This window comes from Saccharothrix longispora (assembly GCF_030852425.1).
GTDB classification, from domain to species: domain Bacteria; phylum Actinomycetota; class Actinomycetes; order Mycobacteriales; family Pseudonocardiaceae; genus Actinosynnema; species Actinosynnema longispora.
On record NZ_NSDM01000001.1, the window covers coordinates 532,227 to 548,839 of the forward strand.

At 69.9% G+C, this 16,613-nt stretch carries 13 protein-coding genes; 2 read left to right on the forward strand and 11 right to left on the reverse strand.

From position 1 onward, the window contains the following. Positions 1–142: 142 nt before the first annotated feature. Positions 143–3,550 (reverse strand): tetratricopeptide repeat protein, encoded by a 3,408-nt coding sequence (locus tag CKY47_RS02815; protein ID WP_306744000.1) that lies wholly within the window; start codon positions 3,548–3,550, stop codon positions 143–145. Positions 3,551–3,581: 31 nt separating this feature from the next. Continuing rightward, entirely contained in the window at positions 3,582–3,911 is a 330-nt protein-coding gene (locus tag CKY47_RS02820; protein ID WP_306744001.1) for a trypco2 family protein, read from the reverse strand. A 623-nt stretch (positions 3,912–4,534) separates the two neighbouring features. Between CKY47_RS02820 and CKY47_RS02825 the strand changes: the two genes are divergently transcribed. Next, positions 4,535–4,918, forward strand: coding sequence for a hypothetical protein (locus CKY47_RS02825; RefSeq protein ID WP_306744002.1), 384 nt, complete (start codon positions 4,535–4,537; stop codon positions 4,916–4,918). 149 nt (positions 4,919–5,067) lie between these two features. Here CKY47_RS02825 and CKY47_RS02830 read toward each other — a convergent pair whose 3' ends face one another. The 4 genes from CKY47_RS02830 to CKY47_RS02845 all read right to left on the reverse strand — a co-directional run bounded on the left by CKY47_RS02830 (position 5,068) and on the right by CKY47_RS02845 (position 7,925). Continuing rightward, on the reverse strand, positions 5,068–5,463 hold the full coding sequence (locus CKY47_RS02830) for a DUF5313 family protein (RefSeq protein WP_306744003.1): 396 nt from the start codon (positions 5,461–5,463) through the stop codon (positions 5,068–5,070). Next, positions 5,460–5,909 (reverse strand): MarR family winged helix-turn-helix transcriptional regulator, encoded by a 450-nt coding sequence (locus tag CKY47_RS02835; RefSeq protein WP_306744004.1) that lies wholly within the window; start codon positions 5,907–5,909, stop codon positions 5,460–5,462. The genes CKY47_RS02830 and CKY47_RS02835 overlap by 4 nt, the downstream gene beginning before the upstream one ends. Before the next feature lie 61 nt (positions 5,910–5,970). Then, a complete protein-coding gene (locus tag CKY47_RS02840; protein WP_306744005.1) occupies positions 5,971–6,357 on the reverse strand; it encodes a hypothetical protein in 387 nt (128 codons plus the stop codon). Positions 6,358–6,416: 59 nt separating this feature from the next. Continuing rightward, complete coding sequence (locus tag CKY47_RS02845) at positions 6,417–7,925, reverse strand: sodium:solute symporter family protein (RefSeq protein WP_306744006.1); 1,509 nt, start codon at positions 7,923–7,925, stop codon at positions 6,417–6,419. Between the two features lie 320 nt (positions 7,926–8,245). On the opposite strand from CKY47_RS02845, the gene CKY47_RS02850 reads away from it, so the two are divergent. Continuing rightward, entirely contained in the window at positions 8,246–8,875 is a 630-nt protein-coding gene (locus CKY47_RS02850; RefSeq protein ID WP_371320616.1) for a LuxR C-terminal-related transcriptional regulator, read from the forward strand. Between the two features lie 129 nt (positions 8,876–9,004). On the opposite strand, the gene CKY47_RS02855 is transcribed toward CKY47_RS02850, so the two are convergent. The 5 genes from CKY47_RS02855 to CKY47_RS02875 form a co-directional block, all read right to left on the reverse strand. Further along, entirely contained in the window at positions 9,005–10,843 is a 1,839-nt protein-coding gene (locus tag CKY47_RS02855) for an acyl-CoA dehydrogenase (RefSeq protein WP_306744008.1), read from the reverse strand. A gap of 235 nt (positions 10,844–11,078) precedes the next feature. Continuing rightward, positions 11,079–11,825: a DUF1206 domain-containing protein gene (locus CKY47_RS02860; RefSeq protein WP_306744531.1), complete on the reverse strand. Its 747-nt coding sequence runs from the start codon at positions 11,823–11,825 to the stop codon at positions 11,079–11,081. A 108-nt stretch (positions 11,826–11,933) separates the two neighbouring features. Then, a complete protein-coding gene (locus CKY47_RS02865; protein WP_306744532.1) occupies positions 11,934–13,655 on the reverse strand; it encodes a VanW family protein in 1,722 nt (573 codons plus the stop codon). A 701-nt stretch (positions 13,656–14,356) separates the two neighbouring features. Beyond that, complete coding sequence (locus CKY47_RS02870; RefSeq protein ID WP_141984069.1) at positions 14,357–14,650, reverse strand: GroES family chaperonin; 294 nt, start codon at positions 14,648–14,650, stop codon at positions 14,357–14,359. A 36-nt stretch (positions 14,651–14,686) separates the two neighbouring features. Further along, positions 14,687–16,582: an NHL domain-containing thioredoxin family protein gene (locus CKY47_RS02875; RefSeq protein WP_306744009.1), complete on the reverse strand. Its 1,896-nt coding sequence runs from the start codon at positions 16,580–16,582 to the stop codon at positions 14,687–14,689. Positions 16,583–16,613 lie beyond the last annotated feature (31 nt).

Sequence of the window (16,613 nt, forward strand, 5' to 3'; positions counted from 1 at the left end):
CGGGCCGTTCGGTGCCAGAGCGCCATCCCGACGACCTTCGAAGGACGATCACACTGCCGTTAGGGGCAAGCTCTTGCGTTCGGTGGCAGATTGCCCCTGGCGGCAGCGTGATCGGGCTGCGCCAGGTCGAGTATCACTACTGCTATAGTGCAGACCTTCCTTCTGTCTCGCCACTTATTTCATTTACCCAGGCGAGTACGCGCAGTGATCCCCTCAGTTCTTTTTGGTGTACTTGCGGTCGCACTTGAACCAATTCGCGACGGATGGCCACTGCTTCAGTGATGGCTTCCAGCGCCTCCTCACGCCGCCCGAGGCCTCCCAAATGAATCGACTGGTTGTTCAGGCTCATGGCAAGATCGGGCAGAAAGGCCTCAGGTCGCACTCGTGCCAGTTCGCGGTAGACTTCGACCGCTTCAGTGGCGACTCCCAGCGCCTCCTCACGCCGCCCAATCTCACCAAGACGACCCGACTGGTTGTTCAGGCTCATGGCAAGATCGGGCAGAAAGGCCTCAGGTCGCACTCGTGCCAGTTCGCGGTAGACCTTGACTGCTTCAGTGATGGCTTCCAGTGCCTCCTCACGCCGCCCGAGGCCTCCCAAATGAATCGACTGGTTGTTCAGGCTCATGGCGAGGTCGGGCAGGAAGGCGTCGGGTCGCGCTCGCGCCAATTCGCGGCGGATGGCCACTGCTTCAGTGACGGCTCCCAGTCCTTCCTTGTACCGCCCGAGGCCGCCCAGACGAACCGACTGGCTGTTCAGGCTCATGGCGAGGTCGGGCAGGAAGGCGTCGGGTCGCGCTCGCGCCAATTCGCGGTAGACTTCGACCGCTTCAGTGGCAACTCCCAGCGCCTCCTCACGCCGCCCGAGGCCTCCCAAATCGATGGACTGGTTGTTCAGGCTCATGGCGAGGTTGGGCAGGAAGGCGTCGGGTCGCGCTCGCGCCAGTTCGCGGTAGACTTCGACCGCTTCAGTGGCAACTCCCAGCGCCTCCTCACGCCGCCCGAGGCCTCCCAAATGAATCGACTGGTTACTCAGACTCGTAGCGAGGTCGGGCAGGAAGGCGTCGGGTCGCGCTCGCGCCAATTCGCGGTAGACCTTGACCGCTTCAGTGGCGACTCCCAGCGCCTCCTCACGCCGCCCGAGGCCTCCCAGCTGGATCGACTGGTTGTTCAGGCTCATGGCGAGGTCGGACAGGAAGGCGTCGGGTCGCGCTCGCGCCAATTCGCGGCGGATGGCCACTGCTTCAGTGACGGCTCCCAGTCCTTCCTTGTACCGCCCGAGGCCGCCCAGACGAACCGACTGATTACTCAGACTCGTAGCGAGGTCGGGCAGGAAGGTGTCGGGTCGCGCTCGTACCAGTTCGCGGTAGACCTTGACTGCTTCAGTGATGGCTTCCAGCGCCTCCTCACGCCGCCCGAGGTCACCCAGACGAATCGCCTGGTTGTTCAGACTTGTAGCGAGGTATGGCAGGAAGGTGTCAGGGTCTGTTTGCACCTGTTCGCGACTAGTGTGGAGTAAGCGCTCACCGAGTTGGGCCGCCCAATCGGCCAACCGGTGACTGAACAACGGGAGGCGGTCGTAAAGGGCGGCAAGGAGGTCGAAGCTGGTGTCGAGTGCCTCGCTGATCTGAAACAACGCCTGCAACAACGGCTGTGGGTATTCGACTTGGGTGACCACGGTGATCACGTCGCCACCCAGATGCCGGATGTGGCGGACGCACAAGGCGCTCAGACCGTCGTTCAGGAGGCCGGCGAACACCGTGTGCCCCGCGGCTCGCGAGTAAATGGTCAGCAGGCGTTCGGCTTGCTCGGGTGAGGTACCAGGTATGAGGCGGTCGGCCAGTTCTGCACGCGCTTGCAGGTGTCTGCCCACGAATCGTTCGGCCAGCCGGTCCGGTTGCGGCGCGCCGAACGGGATGCCGCCCGCTCCCGGATACAGGCTGGCGATCCACTGCACCACCGCATCACGGCGGTCCCGTTGCTGATCGGCCAGGCCTGCGATCCTGCACAGCAGCGCATCAGCCTGTTCGCGATCGTCTGCGCCGACCAGGACCGCAGCGGCCATCGCGTCGTGCAGCGTCGAGCGTGCCAGATCCAGACGTGCCGACGGCAACGCGGCAGCCTGGTCCCAGTACCGCTGCTCATGATCCAGCAGACGGTCCTCCACGTCCCCCGCCGGCGTGGGCTCATCCGGTGGCGCTCCGACATCCAACAAGTCGGCCAGCGCGGTCATATGCAGCGTCAACGCCCCCAGTTGGCCCGTCCCGGGAAGTGCTTCCCGTGACACACGCGACGCGATCTGCTCCCATGCCTGACCGGGCAGGCCCCGCACTCGCAACAGCGCTGTGGAGAAGCCCTCCACGGCTTCCCGGTAGGCATCCACTCGACCTCCGTCCTCGGACTCCAGGGGTGCCAGGGCGATCACCGGTGATCCGTCCAGCAGCAGCGAGGCGGTGCCCGACGACACGCGCAACCGCTCCCACCACTCACCGGCGGTACGGGCCAGCAGCAGCACTTTCAACGGTGTACCGCCGTCGTGGTCGGCGGCTGCCCGTACCAGCGCCTCCACCTGGCCGGTCCGGGTCTCGGCGTAGTCCACGACCACCAGCGTCGGCACCGCCGCGTCCGCGATCACGGCCAAGTCGTCCTCGGCGCGGCGGTGGTCGAGCCACACCACCGCCCAACCACCGCCCAGCTCCTGGCCGAACTGCCGGGCCAGGCGGGTCTTGCCCTGACCACCCGGACCGTGCACCAGGCACGCCCCGAACCCCTCGACCGCAGCCCACGCGCCCAACCGGTCGAGTTCACCGCGCCGCCCGCGGAACCGCACCACCTCCAACGCCGGGTGCAGCAACCAGCCCGGCGACGGCAGCAGAGCGGGCAAAGGCAGTGGGGGCTCCGCCAGCCGGGCGAACTCCACCGGCCGCAGACCTGCCGCCCCGCCACCGTGGTCGGCCAGCACGGTCCGAAAACCCTCATCGTGGTGCAGCACGTACGACGGCACCGCGACCAGCCGGGTATGACCGCTGTCCGCCTCGTCCGCCATCACCACACCGATCAGCAGACCTTCGCTGAACAACGCACCGCCCGACAGCCCACCCCACGGTGACCCGCCCTCATCAGGGCGGTGGCCCTGGACGGCCATGACGTGGCGGTTGGTGATGCGCAGGTCATCCGGGTTCAGCGTGCCCGACAACTGCCCCGTGTCCACCGGCTCACCCGGACGCTGCGCCCGCTCCGGCACGCCCCTGACCTCGCACTTCAGCCCTGGCAGCTCCGTGACCACCCGACCCCAGACCACGTCCTTGCCCGACGGCGGCAACCACGACCGGGAGTCGATCCGGACCAGCGCCGCGTCGTCACGACCGGCCGACGTCCCACACCACACCACCACGCCCTCATGCGTGTCGCTGCCGCCCGGACGGAACACCCGCACGGTCGCACCCTTGTGGCCGACCACGTGTGCCGAGGTCAACACCAGGTGTGGACCCACCACGTAACCGGAGCCGCGCTTACCCGCCGCAGTCACCGCGACCACGCGCGTTCGGACCACACCCACCCCTCACCAGTGGCAGTCGGACGGGTCAGGGCTCGATGTAGCCCGACACATCCCCCGGGCCTTCCGGATGCGGTTCCGAGCCGCTGACCAGAAGGTCCTTCCCGCTCTTGTCCTTCGGGGTCAGCGACACCCTCACCCGGTGGGTGGCCACGCGGCCCACGCCCGCTTCCACCTCGGCCGCCACCACCCACGCCTTGAACCCGCCCTTGGCCTTCGCGTCGGCCTTGAGCTCCACCCCGAACTCCAACTCGATCGGACCCACCACGAAGTTGACGTCCTGGCCGCGCCCGTAGACCACCGCCTCCAGCAGTTCGTCCCGCAGCGCCGCCACGGCCTTGGCCAGCTCGATCTCCATACCCACCCCCGTCGACCGACAGCCGCGTGCTGCTACGCCACCCGCAGCCCTACCCGAACAAGCCGGGCAGCACCCCGCACATCTGCGGAACCACGTCGAAGAAGAAGAGCAATTCGAACGATCCGCAGTCGGATGCGGACACGACACCCCAGCCCGGCAACACTGTAGGTGACCTCATTGCCGACGGTTCCGGAAGTGGACCGGTCGTTTGCTGCCACCGGCTGGACGGGGGCGCGTACGTGGAGGTCTCGACGCTCCAGGCAGGCACTCGCGGCACCGTCGACGTCCCCGGCGGTGGGACCGTCCCCCTCGATCCTGCCGACCTGATCGGCTCACGCCGCCCCAGGTCGTGATCGGGACCTGTTCCCACCGAGACGAGTCCCGAGATGGCTCCGTGCGACTTCTGTGCGACGAGCATTGGTCGACAGCGGGCTACACCCGTCCTTCAGGACCTCCCACCGCAGCAGGTCAACGCCCCGGAGCAGGGCTGGTGGGACCGGGTTCCCGAGCTGTGGGGGCGGGTTCGATTCCGGCCACCCGCCCCTGTCGTGTCGATCCGAGGGGGATCACGTGCGCGAGACCGCTGTCGCGGTGCCGTCGGACTGCCGCGAGGCGTCGGACCCGTGACGACCTACTTGCGCTTCCAGGGCACGGAACGCCACGAACGCGGGTTCTTCCCCGGGATCTTCATGCTGGTCGACAGGCTGGCGCGGGAGGGGCTGCTGACGGACGAGCAGGAGCGGTTCCGGCGGGTCGACAACGACTGGCACGACGCGGCCTGCGTGACGCCGTCGCACGTCGACCCGACCGTGTCCGACCGGGAGGTCGACCCCGGCGCGGTGGCCTGGTTCAAGGTCGACGGGGCGGGCCACCTGGTCGAGCGGATCGGCGGCTACCCGGAGATCCTGACCGCGCACGGCATCGGGTGGGAGCGGGTCGAGTCCTGCGACCCCGGCCGGGTCGTCTACGAGGACGAGCACCAGGTCGTGGTGGTGCCGCGCGATTAGCGCAGCCAGGCCCACGTGCCCGGGTCGTGCGCAGCCGCCGCACCGGGTGCGAGGCGCCCCGGTACCGGGACGTGGTCGAGCACCGTGCCGAGGTCGAACGCCCGCGCCACCGCTTCCACGGCGGGCGCGCCGGCCGAGGCCGCGTCCGGTCAGGACCCGTTTTCCGGCGTGCGCCAGACCGCCCGGTAGCGCTCCTGGTCGCGCTCGGTCCGCGCGCGCCGCACCTCGGCCGCCGCGCCGCGCGGGTAGCCGTACTTGGTCATCCGGTGGTCGGTGCTCTCGATCGCGTACGACACGCCGAAGTAGACGCCCACGATCAGGCCGAGCGAGCCGCACGCGACGGCCAGCGGCCACGGCGAGCCGAGGCCCAGCACCAGGGCCAGGGTGATCGCGATGGTCAGCGGCAGGACCTGGAGGAACATCCGCATGCCGAACCAGAGCAGCCACGACGGCTTGGTCGCCTGCTGGAAGACCCACTCGCGGTGGTGCTGGGGCAGTCGCCCGCCGAGCAGGTACCAGACCCGCAGCGGCAGCCCGGGCTTCACGTGCGCTCCGCGGCGGCGATGACGCGCGTCAGCACGCCGTGCAGGTCGCGCAGCTCGTCCAGGGACATGCCGAGCTTCGCCACGATCGCGGGCGGGATCTCCAGCGCCCGCTCGCGCAGCGCCGCGCCCTCCGGGGTCAGCGCCACGGCCAGCATCCGCTCGTCGGCCGCGTCGCGCGACCGGGTCACGTAGCCGACCGCCTCCAGCCGCTTGAGCAGCGGGGACAGCGTGGCGGGTTCGAGCGCCAGCATCCGGCTCAACTCCTTCACCGACAGGGGGGCCCGACCCCACAGGGCGAGCATCACCAGGTACTGGGGGTGCGTCAGGTTCATCGGGTCGAGCAGCGGGCGGTAGAGCGCGACCACGTTCCGCGAGGCGATGGACAGCGCGAAGCAGACCTGCCGCTCCAGGTCCAGCGGGTCCTCGGCGTTTAGTGCACTAATCATTAGTGCCCATACTACTTGGACGGATGACGTCCGGGGGTGCGACGACCACCACAGGACCTGGTCACCCGGCCTCCAGCTCGGCCCACCCGCCGCCCGCGGCGAGCAGCGCCCGCACCGACGCGGCGTGCTCGGCCACGCCCGCGAGGTCGCTGTGCAGCAGCGCGGCCCGGTCCGCGTCGACCGGCACGTGGTCGTCGCGCCACAGGTCCACGGGCAGGCCCACCACGAACACCACGGAGTCGACCAGTCGCAGCACGGCCGCCAGCGGGTCGCCGGGGTAGGTGCCGCGGATGTCGGCGCACTCGGCGAGCAGGTCGGCCAGTCCGCGCACGGCGGTCGACGGCACGCCGTCCCAGTCCGGCGCCGGCCAGACGCGCGTGCTCAGCGCCATCCAGAGCCGCCACCCGGCGTGCGACTCGGCCTCGTCCCGCGGCTGCCAGGCACCCATCCTCCCGCTGTGCGGGTGCGCGACGGCACCCGCACAGCGGAGGTGGTGCTTCACACGGATCAGGCGCGCACGGACTCGCGCTCGTCGTCGGACTGGAGCGAGTCGACGAGCGCCGCCCGGTCCGCCGACGGCTCCGGTTTGATCACCAGGCCGATGAGCAGGTACAGCACCAGCGACACGAGCAGCGGCCAGGACACGATCACCGCCTGCGTGACGAACTCGCTCTTGTTCAGCTGCATCACGTACAGCACGGCCCACGTCAGCAGGCCGCCGATGGTGGAGCTCATCGCCGCGGTCGGCCCGACCCGCTTGAACCACGGCAGCATGCCGAGCATCAGCGGGATCGCGATCGGGCCCATCGTGGCCGCCACCAGGGCGATCACCACCTTGAGCACGAAGCCCTTGGTGTCGGCGGTGAGCGCGATCGTCATGCTCAGCCCGATGAACAGGAAGGTGGTGATCCGGGCCAGTTGGAGCTGGGACGCCTCACCGAGCCTGGTCGCCCCCTTCCACAGCCTGGGCAGCATGTCCCGGGTGATGACGGCGGAGATCACGTTGGCGTCCGAGGACACCATCGCCATGGTGTGCGAGAAGAAGCCCGCCAGGACCAGGCCGACCATGCCCGCGGGGAGCATGGCCTTGCCCATCTCCACGTACGCCTGCTCGGCGTTGGCCTCCATGCCGGGCACGATCAGCGGCGCCGCCCACATCGGGAAGAACAGGATCAGCGGCCAGACCAGCCACAGGAAGCTGGACAGCAGCGCGGACCGCTTGGCCGCGGCCCCCGTCGGCGCGGCCATGTAGCGCTGCGCCAGGTTCCACATGCCGCCGTTGTACTCCAGCGTCTTGATCAGGAACAGCGCCATGAAGAAGATCATCGTGTACTGGCCGGACAGCGGGTCGGAGTGCGACTCGGGCAGCTGGTCCCAGATCTCCCACATGAAGCTGATGCCGCCGAAGTGCGCCGCGACCGCGACGAACATGGCGATGCCGGCGAGGCCCTGGATGATGAACTGGCCGAAGTCGGTGAGGGCGTCGGCCCACAGGCCGCCCATCACCGAGTAGACCATCGTGACGACGCCGACCAGCGCGATGCCGAGCCAGATCGGCACGCCCGCGAAGCCCTGGAGGAGCAGCGCGACGGCGACCCACTTGGCGGCGATGTCGACGACCTTCAGCGCCGCGCCGGCCCACGCCATGATCTGCTGCGTCGGCACGTTGTAGCGGCGGGCCAGGTACTCCAGCGGCGATTTCACGCCGTGCTTGGAGCGCAGCCTGTTCCAGGTCCCGGCCCACAGGAACGCGCCGATGCCCACGCCGACGCCGATGGTGAGCGCCCACCAGATGTAGACGGTGAGCCCGAGGCGGTACGCCTCGGCGGCGAAGGCCACGAACATGACCGCGCTGTAGCCGGACATGTGGTGCGAGATGCCGGAGAGCCACCACGGCATCCGACCGCCCGCGGTGAAGAAGTCCGCGATGTTCTTGATCCGCCCGCGTGACCAGTAGCCGATGGCCACCATCACGAAGAAGTACCCACCGACGACGACCCAGTCGAGGGTGCCCATGAGACCTCCACGAGTGCTCCGGCCCACGGGGTGGCTGCGCGATCTTGCGGGCGGCGGTGCGCGACGCCCCACATGGGTGTGTGACGTACGTCTTACGAGGGTGTTGCCCCGTGCGGAAGGTCACAGGAGGTCATTGAGTCACATTCGTGACTCTTGTTCATATATGTGACGCGGAGGAGCGCGAAGTTTTTTCATGGAACCGCGTCATAGGGGACACCCGAGCGTGTCGCATGGTCATGCGAACCGGTGTCAACGCGCGTCCGCCCTCGGCGGGTGGCGATCGGCGTGCCGCGGGACCGGGGATCGCCCTGGTCGACCCCGTGCCGCTGTACCGCGAAGGGGTGGCGGCCGTGGTCAGGCGCACGCCCGGCCTGCAGTGGCTCGGCGCGACCGGCCACCCGCACTCGGCCGTGCGCCTGCACGAGCGCCTGCGGCCGGACGTGCTGCTGATCGACTCGGTCCTCGACCCGCAGGGGCAGCTGGCGACCCTGCTGGCGGGCAACGACCCGGCGCTCGTGGTCGTCTCGCTGGTGCGCGAGCCGCACCGCACGGCGAAGTACGTGCGGGCGGCCCTGTCGGCCGGCGTGCACGGCCTCGTGCCCAGGGCGGGTGAGATCGGCGAGGTGCTGCAGGCGATCGTGCGGGCGCACGCCGAGCGCGTGTACGTGGACCCGACCCTCGCCCCGCTGGCCGCGGGCTTCACGCCGACCGCCGAGGCCGGTTCGCGGCGGTCGCTGTCGCGGCGGGAGTACGAGGTGCTCCAGCTCATCGCGGACGGGTTGGAGAACCAGGCCGTGGCGGGCGAGCTGTACGTGTCGGTCGAGACCGTGCGCACGCACGTGAAGAACATCCTGCGCAAGCTGCGGGCCCGCGACCGCACCCACGCGGTGTCGCTGGCCTACCAGGCGGGGTTGCTGGCGAGCGGGACGAACGCCCACCCCGCCGGCTGACCCCACCGGGAGTCCAACCCCCAGAACCCCTGAGTTCCACGTTCGACCACCGGGTTGGCGACCTGGACGTAGAACCCAGGGGTCCTGGGGGTTGGACTCCCGGGACCTGGGTTGGACTCCCGGGTCAGGTCAGAACGACGCCTCGTCCACGTCCATGAGCGAGTTGTCCGTCGTCTCGGTGATCCTGCGGCGCGCGGTCAGCTCGGGGAGCACGCTCTTCGCGAAGAACGACGCCACGGCGACCTTGCCCTCGTAGAACGCCTTGTCGCGCGCCGACACGGTGCCGTCCAGCTTGGCCAGCGCCACGTCGGCCTGGCGCAGCAGCAGCCAGCCGACCAGCACGTCACCGGCGGTCATCAGCAGGCGGACGCTGTTCTGGCCGACCTTGTAGAGGTTGCGCACGTCCTCCTGCGAGCTGGTCAGGAACCCGACCAGCGCGCCGAGCATGCCCTGGAGGTCCTCCAGCGCCTGCTTGAGGAGGGCGCGCTCCTCCTTGAGCCGGCCGTTGCCGCCCTCGTTGTCCAGGAACGCCTGGATCTCGCCGCTGAGGAAGCCCAGCGCCTGGCCCTTGTCCCGGATGATCTTCCGGAAGAAGAAGTCCAGCGACTGGATGGCCGTGGTGCCCTCGTACAGCGAGTCGATCTTCGAGTCCCGGATGTACTGCTCGATCGGGTACTCCTGGAGGAAGCCCGAGCCGCCCAGGGTCTGGAGCGACTGCGCGAGCTGCTCGTAGGCGCGCTCCGAGCCGACGCCCTTCACGATCGGCAGCAGCAGGTCGTTGACCTTCTCGGCCAGCTCCTTGTCGGGGCCGCCCAGGGCGATCTTGTCCTGCTGGGTCGCGGTGTAGAGGTAGACCGCGCGCAGGCCCTCGGCGTACGCCTTCTGGAGCATCAGGCTGCGGCGCACGTCCGGGTGGTTCGTGATGGTCACGCGCGGCGCGGTCTTGTCCGTCATGCGGGTCAGGTCGGCGCTCTGCACGCGCTCCTTGGCGTAGGCCAGGGCGTTGAGGTAGCCGGTGGACAGCGTGGCGATGGCCTTGGTGCCGACCATCATGCGCGCGTACTCGATGACCTGGAACATCTGCGCGATGCCGTTGTGCACCTCGCCGAGCAGCCAGCCCTTGGCCGGGACGCCGTGCTGGCCGAACGTCAGCTCGCACGTGGTCGAGACCTTGAGGCCCATCTTGTGCTCGACGTTGGTGACGAAGGCGCCGTTGCGCTCACCGGTCGACTCGCCGGTCTGCGGGTCGAAGTGCCACTTGGGCACCAGGAACAGCGACAGGCCCTTGGTGCCGGGCTTCGCCTCGATGCCGGGGCCCTCGGGCCGCGCCAGCACCAGGTGCATGATGTTCTCGGTCATGTCCTGGTCGGCGGACGTGATGAACCGCTTCACGCCGTCGATGTGCCAGGTGCCGTCCTCCTGGAGCACGGCCTTGGTGCGGCCCGCGCCCACGTCGGAGCCGGCGTCGGGCTCGGTCAGCACCATGGTGGCGCCCCAGCCGCGCTCGATCATGATCTCGGCCCAGCGCTTCTGCTGCTCGGTGCCGTTGCGGTGCACGACGGCGGCGAAGTTGGGGCCGGCCAGGTACATGTAGACGGCGGGGTTGGCACCCAGGATCAGCTCGGAGGCCGCCCACTGCACCGACGGCGGGATGCCGAAGCCGCCCAGCTCGTTGGGCAGGGACAGGCGGTACCACTCGCCGTCCCAGACCGCCTGGTAGGACTTCTTGAAGGACTCCGGCAGGGTCGCCGAGTGGGTCTTCGGGTCGAAGACCGGGGGGTTGCGGTCGGCGTCGGCGAAGGACTCCGCCAGCGGACCGACCGCCAGGTTGTTGAGCTCGGCAAGCACGCCGCGCGCGGTGTCCTCGTCGGACTGCTCGAACGGCCCCGTGCCGAGGTGGTCCTGCACGTTGAAGACCTCGAAGAGGTTGAACTCGAGGTCCCGGACGTTGCTCTTGTAGTGACCCATCTCGTCGCTCACTCCATGCTGGTCGGGGCGGTCCCCTACTGACCGGTAACAACAGGGTATTACCTGTCAGTAACCCCGGCAAGGCCGCTTGACCGGGTTGTGGCCAACCAGACGCCCCGCGGGTGCCGTCCGACCGTGGCGCGCACCCGGGAACCGGTGGCGCCCGGACCCGGTGACAGCACGGGGCCGGCGCCCAGGAGGAGGTGGGCGCCGGCCCCGATGACCTGGCGGCGGGTCAGACCTTGTGGGCCTTGGCCGCCGCGAAGCAGTAGAGGCCGAAGCCGAGGAAGCCCAGCGCGATCACGGCCAGCAGGAAGACCCCGTACGGCTGGGCCGCCAGGGTGTGCAGCGCCTTGTCCAACCCGCCGGACTCCGACGCGTCGGCGTTGAGCGCGGCCAGGCCGACCAGGACGCCGATCAGGGCGTACGCGATGCCCTTGCCGATCCAGCCGATGCGACCGGTGCGCTCGACCCACTTGCGGCTGCCCGCGGGCAGCTCGGACATGTCCAGGTCGCGCTCGAAGGACTTCTTCACGCCCTTGCGCGCCACCATGAAGCCCAGGGCGATGATCGCCAGCGCCGCGATGCCCACGATGACCTGGCCGAACGGCAGCGCGAGGAACTTCGCGGTCCACTCCTGGGACTGCTGGGTGGAGTTGCTCTGCGACGAGCCGGTCGCGTAGTTCACCGCCGCGATCCCGATCGCGGTGGCGGTGATGGCACGCCCCACCGAACCGAACCGGTGGTAGACGCGCTTGCGCTTCTCGGTCTCCCAGCTGTAGCCGGAGACGGCCATGGTGACCTGCCACACCGCGAAGGCGAACAGGCCGATCGCGATGACCCACAGCAGGAACGGGCCGAAGCCGGTCTCGGCGAGGAGGGCCACCGCGCCCTTCTGGTCGGTGCGCTCACCGGAGTCACCGAACACGACCTGCGCCGTCAACGCCGCCAAGAGCACGTGTACGACCCCGTAGCAGACCATCCCGGCGCGTCCGAGGACCTGGACGGCGGGATGTCTCCGCACTTCCGAAGCAGTGGTAGCCACGATCGGGTGACTACCCGATCGTGGCTACCGGCGAAACCCAGGGGGTCAGCCCTCGCAGATGATCTTGAACTGCGGGTCGTACCGGACCGTCCGCGACTCGCTGCGCGACTGGCCCGTGCGGCGGTCGGTGATCGTGCGGGTGTCGGTCACCGAGAAGCCGGGCGCCCCGTTGCTCGGGCTGCACGGCTTGGTCGTGACCTTCTTCTCCTGCGGCGGCGTCGGGTTGAACTCGGCGCTGGTGGAGCCCGTCACGTCGTAGTTCTTGGTGCCCCACAGGACGATCTTGATCGACGAGGGGGTCCAGATCGTCTGGATCGCCACGCCCGTCTCGTCCGGGTTGGTGAACTTGATGTCGATCAGGCTGTTGCCGGCGTTGTCCATGAACACGGTGGCCTCGCGCCCCTTCGGGTAGCGCGTGATCCAGTAGCTGTGCTCCTTGTGGCCGGCGTCCTTCATGCCCGCGTTGTAGTAGGCGTTGTAGAGCGTCGTGGCGAACTGCGAGATGCCGCCGCCGACCGCGCGGCCGGGGATGCCGTTCTCGATGATGCCCGCCTCGACGTAGCCCTGCGCCGTGCCGCGCGGCCCGGTGTAGCCGTTGAGGCTGAACGTCTCGCCCGGCTTCACGATCGCGCCGTTGACCTTCTCGGCCACCACGCGGATGTTCGTGCCGGAGTCGGGCGCGAAGCCACCGGTCTGGAACTCGCCGATGACCTCCTTGATGCCCATCTTGTTCGCCTGCTCGGTGGTGACCTTCGCGGGCGTGTGCTTGTACTCGGCCTTGATCGCGCGGTCGTCGCCGCGCTTGAGCACGTCCATGAAGGTGGCCAGGGACTTCTCCCAGTCGACGCCGAGGCCGTCGACCGACTCCTTGACGGTGGGCCGGCCGCCCTCGAACACGATCTCGGCGTCCTTGCCCTCCTTCTCGGTCTCCTTGAGCTGCGGACCGGCGTGCTCGACGACCTTGTTGTTGTCGACCTTGGCGTTCAGGCTGCCGTCGTCGGCGGGCTCGAACACCAGCACCGTGCCGAGCTGCTCGGGCGTGAGCGTCGCGTCCTTGCCCTCGCCCTTGATGATCACCGGCGCGGCGACGGCGGGCTTGGCGACCTCGTCCAGCGTCTTCTCGACGCCCTCCTTGGTCGTCTTCACCGGGGTCGTGGCCACCGGCAGCTCGACCGTGCCGCCGTCGGCCCAGGAGGCGAGCATCGCCTCCGACGCGCCGGGCACGTCGAGCTTCTGGCCCTGCTTCGGGTCGACCGCGACGGCGTTCGCGCCCTCGAAGCGGATCGTGCCCTCGGCCGGGTCGTGGTCGGTGGTGCCGCGCAGGCCCTCCAGCGCGGCGGTGAGCTTCGCGTCGTCGTTCTTGGTGGCGAAGCCGACCTCGTGCGAGGTGAAGAACGAGGTCAGGCGCGTGATCGGGGACAACGGCTGGCTGCCGGCCTGGTCGAGCGTCTTCGCCCAGTCCAGCTCCAGGCCCGCGGCCTTCGGGTCGACCTCGACCTCCACGTCGCCCGCGCGCGCCTTCACCGGCGCGGCCAGGCGCGGACCGATCTCGTCGCGCAGCTTCTGCTCGGCTTCGCCGTGGCCCATGCCGCCGACGTCCACGCCCGCGACGGTCACGCCGCGCGGCACGTTGCCGGAGGAGATCAGGATGTCCAGCCCGTAGAGGACGACCAGCACGCCGATCGCGGCGGCGGCGATGAGGCCGGTCCTGCGCAGGCGCTTGCGCTTGGCCTCGGCCTCGTCGGCCCCGGCGCGCTCGTCGACCATGACCGGGCCGTACACGCCGGAGTCGTTCGGCTCGGGCGCGGTGACCGGGGTGGCGAAGACCGTGGTCTGCTCCGACGGCGACGGCTGCCGGCCGAACCCGCCGGGCGGGGTGTGGATGGCGCGGGTCTGCTCGCCCGCCGCCGGCGGGGGCGTGACCGGCGGCGACGCCATCGCGCGCGTCTGCTCGGCCGGGATGGCCCGCGTCTGGTCGACGGGCATCGCCCGGGTCTGCTCGGCCGGGATCGCGCGGGTCTGGTCGGCCGGGATCGTCCGGGTCTGCTCGGCGGGCTTCCGGTCACCGCCGGGGTCGCGCGCCTGCTCGCCGTTCAGGTTGCGCGTGGTCTCGCCGGACAGGGCGCGGGTCACGTCGGTGGGCGGCGCCGGCCGGGTGGCGGCCGGCAGGGGCAGGCCCTTGGGCGGCGTGACGTTCCGGACCGTCGCCGCGGGATCGGGCTCGGCGTCCGGCTCGTCCTGCGGCCACGCGGCCTCCTGCACGGAGGACGCCTGGATGTGCGCCGTCCGTTCGGATGCGGTGCCCGACGGGCGGACCGGCTCCATGGCCTTGGTCCGCTCGGCGTCGTACTCCGGTCGCTGGTTCTCCGGCACCGCTCCCCCTCTTGCCTCTCCGCAAGCTCCTGGGACTGATTACCCGACCGTCGTCACGCGACGATCACGGTCGGGCGGTTCACTGGTAAAACCCGTCACAGGTAAAGCCCGGTCCCGTGGTCCGTCCGCTCGGTGGCGGTGGCGTGCACGTCCCGTTCCCTCATCACCAGGTAGGTGTTCCCCTGGACCTCGACCTCGAACTGGTCCTCGGGGTTGAACAGCACGCGGTCGCCGACCTTGACGTGCCGCACGTTCGTGCCGACCCCCAGCACGTCCCCCCAGGCCAGGCGCTTCGCCATCTGGGCGGTCGCCGGGATCACGATGCCGCCGCTGCTGCGGCGTTCGCCGTCCTCCGGCGAGATCCGCACCATCACGCGGTCGTGCAGCATCTGGATCTCGAGCTTGACATCGGGCACCAGCGGAGTCTAGATGCCCTCGTCGAGGCCACCCATCATCAGGGGTAGCCTGTCCGGTCCGCCGGTCTCGACGCGCACGGGCACCCCCCAGTCCTGGCGGGCCAGCTTGCACACCGGGTGCTCGACGGCCGGGTCGTCCGTGCAGCTCGCCGCCTGCGCGACGACGTGCAGCACGCCCTCGGCGAAGCCCTCCGCGACCACGATCCGCCGGACCAGGTCGGTGCCCGTCCCCGCCCCTTCGAGCAGCAGTCCCGGCGGGGAGCTGGTGACCTCCAGGCGGGTGGACGGGCCGAAGCGGTCGTCGAGCTTCTGGCCGGTCGGCGGGGTGAACACGACGGCCAGTTCGACCTCGCCGGGCGCGATGACCGACGGCGGGCGCTTGACCCGGTGCGCGTCGCCGCCGACCAGTCGCACGCCGGGCGCGACGGGCCGTTCCAGGCGGTGCGCGGCGGAGGCCACGACGACCAGCTCGCCGTCGACCAGGACCGCGTCGGACGGTTCGGCGACGTCGGTGACCAGGGTGGACACCTCGCCGGTGGCCGGGTCGTAGCGGCGGACCGCGCCGTTGTAGGTGTCGGCGACGGCGACCGCGCCGTCCTGCAGCACGGTGACGCCCAGCGGGTGCTGGAGCAGGGCCTGGTCGGCCGGGCCGTCGCGGTGGCCGAAGTCGAACAGGCCCTTGCCGACGACGGTGTGGACGGTGAGGTCCGCGTCCAGGTAGCGCAGCGCCGAGGTCTCGGAGTCGACCAGCCACAGCCGGTCGCCGTCGGCGGCCAGGCCGGAGGTCTGCGCGAAGAACGCCTCCGCCGCGGGGCCGTCGTGCAGGCCCTCGACGGTGGTGCCGGCGAGGCGTTCGACGCGGTCCTCCAGCGGCTTGAACAGGCCGAGGGTGTGGTTGCCGGCGAGCGCGACGACGACGCCGCCGGCGGGCTCCCACCAGGCGACGTCCCACGGGCTGGTGAGGTCGATCGCGCCGGCCGGGCCGTCCGCGTCCCCGCCGCGCCACTGCTCGCCGGTGCCGGCGACCGTGGTGACCTCGCCGGTGTCCAGGTCGAGGCCGCGCAGCAGGTGGTTGACGGTGTCGGCGACGACCGCGTGGTAGCCGACCCGGGCGGCGACGTGGTCGGGCAGCAGCGCGATGCCGGCGGGTTCGGAGAACGTGGGGCGCGGGCCGTCCGCGCGGCCGCGCGCGCCCGTGCCGATGCGGCGGAGGACGGTCTCGCCGTCGGTGTCCAGCTCGACCAGGGAGTGGTGCGCCGAGTCGCTGACCAGGAGCGTGTTCGACGGGGTCAGGACGGCCTTGGCGGGGAAGCGCAGCTCGGTCGCGGCGGGCGGCGGCGCGACGTACGGGCCGTCACCGCGGTGCAGCGTGCCCTTGGCGTCGTGCTCGGCGACGACCTCGGACACGACCTGGCGCAGCGCGTCGAGGTGACCCTCGCCGGCGGCGACGTGCACGACGTAGCCCTCGGGGTCGACCAGGACGAGCGTGGGCCACGCCTTGACGGCGTAGTTCTGCCAGGTGGTCAGCTCGGGGTCGTCCAGCACGGGGTGGTCCACCTGGTAGCGCTCGACGGCGGCTTCCAGGGAGGCGGCCTCGGCCTCGTGGGCGAACTTCGGCGAGTGCACGCCGATGGTGACCAGGACGTCGTGGAACTCGGACTCCAGGGGGCGGAGCTCGTCCAGCACGTGCAGGCAGTTGATGCAGCAGAAGGACCAGAAGTCCAGGAGCACGACCTTGCCGCGCAGGTCGCTGAGCCTGATCTCCCGGTTCCCCGTGTTGAGCCAGCCGCGCCCCACCAGCTCGGGGGCGCGGACACGGGCGCGGCGGCGTTGAGCGGTCGTCACGTCGGGAGTCAACACGACATCAGGGGCGGATTGTTTCCCCGTCCACCATGTGGATGACATACCTTTCGTTTTGTTCGTTTCGAGCTACGCT

Excerpts from the sequence above, each read along its gene's own strand:
- CKY47_RS02820 (WP_306744001.1), bottom strand. The coding sequence starts at position 3,911 with ATGGAGATCGAGCTGGCCAAGGCCGTGGCGGCGCTGCGGGACGAACTG.
- CKY47_RS02835 (WP_306744004.1), bottom strand. The coding sequence starts at position 5,909 with ATGATTAGTGCACTAAACGCCGAGGACCCGCTGGACCTGGAGCGGCAG.
- CKY47_RS02840 (WP_306744005.1), bottom strand. The coding sequence starts at position 6,357 with ATGGGTGCCTGGCAGCCGCGGGACGAGGCCGAGTCGCACGCCGGGTGG.
- CKY47_RS02845 (WP_306744006.1), bottom strand. The coding sequence starts at position 7,925 with ATGGGCACCCTCGACTGGGTCGTCGTCGGTGGGTACTTCTTCGTGATG.
- CKY47_RS02855 (WP_306744008.1), bottom strand. The coding sequence starts at position 10,843 with ATGGGTCACTACAAGAGCAACGTCCGGGACCTCGAGTTCAACCTCTTC.
- CKY47_RS02860 (WP_306744531.1), bottom strand. The coding sequence starts at position 11,825 with ATGGTCTGCTACGGGGTCGTACACGTGCTCTTGGCGGCGTTGACGGCG.
- CKY47_RS02865 (WP_306744532.1), bottom strand. The coding sequence starts at position 13,655 with ATGGTCGACGAGCGCGCCGGGGCCGACGAGGCCGAGGCCAAGCGCAAG.
- CKY47_RS02870 (WP_141984069.1), bottom strand. The coding sequence starts at position 14,650 with ATGCTGCACGACCGCGTGATGGTGCGGATCTCGCCGGAGGACGGCGAA.
- CKY47_RS02875 (WP_306744009.1), bottom strand. The coding sequence starts at position 16,582 with ATGTCATCCACATGGTGGACGGGGAAACAATCCGCCCCTGATGTCGTG.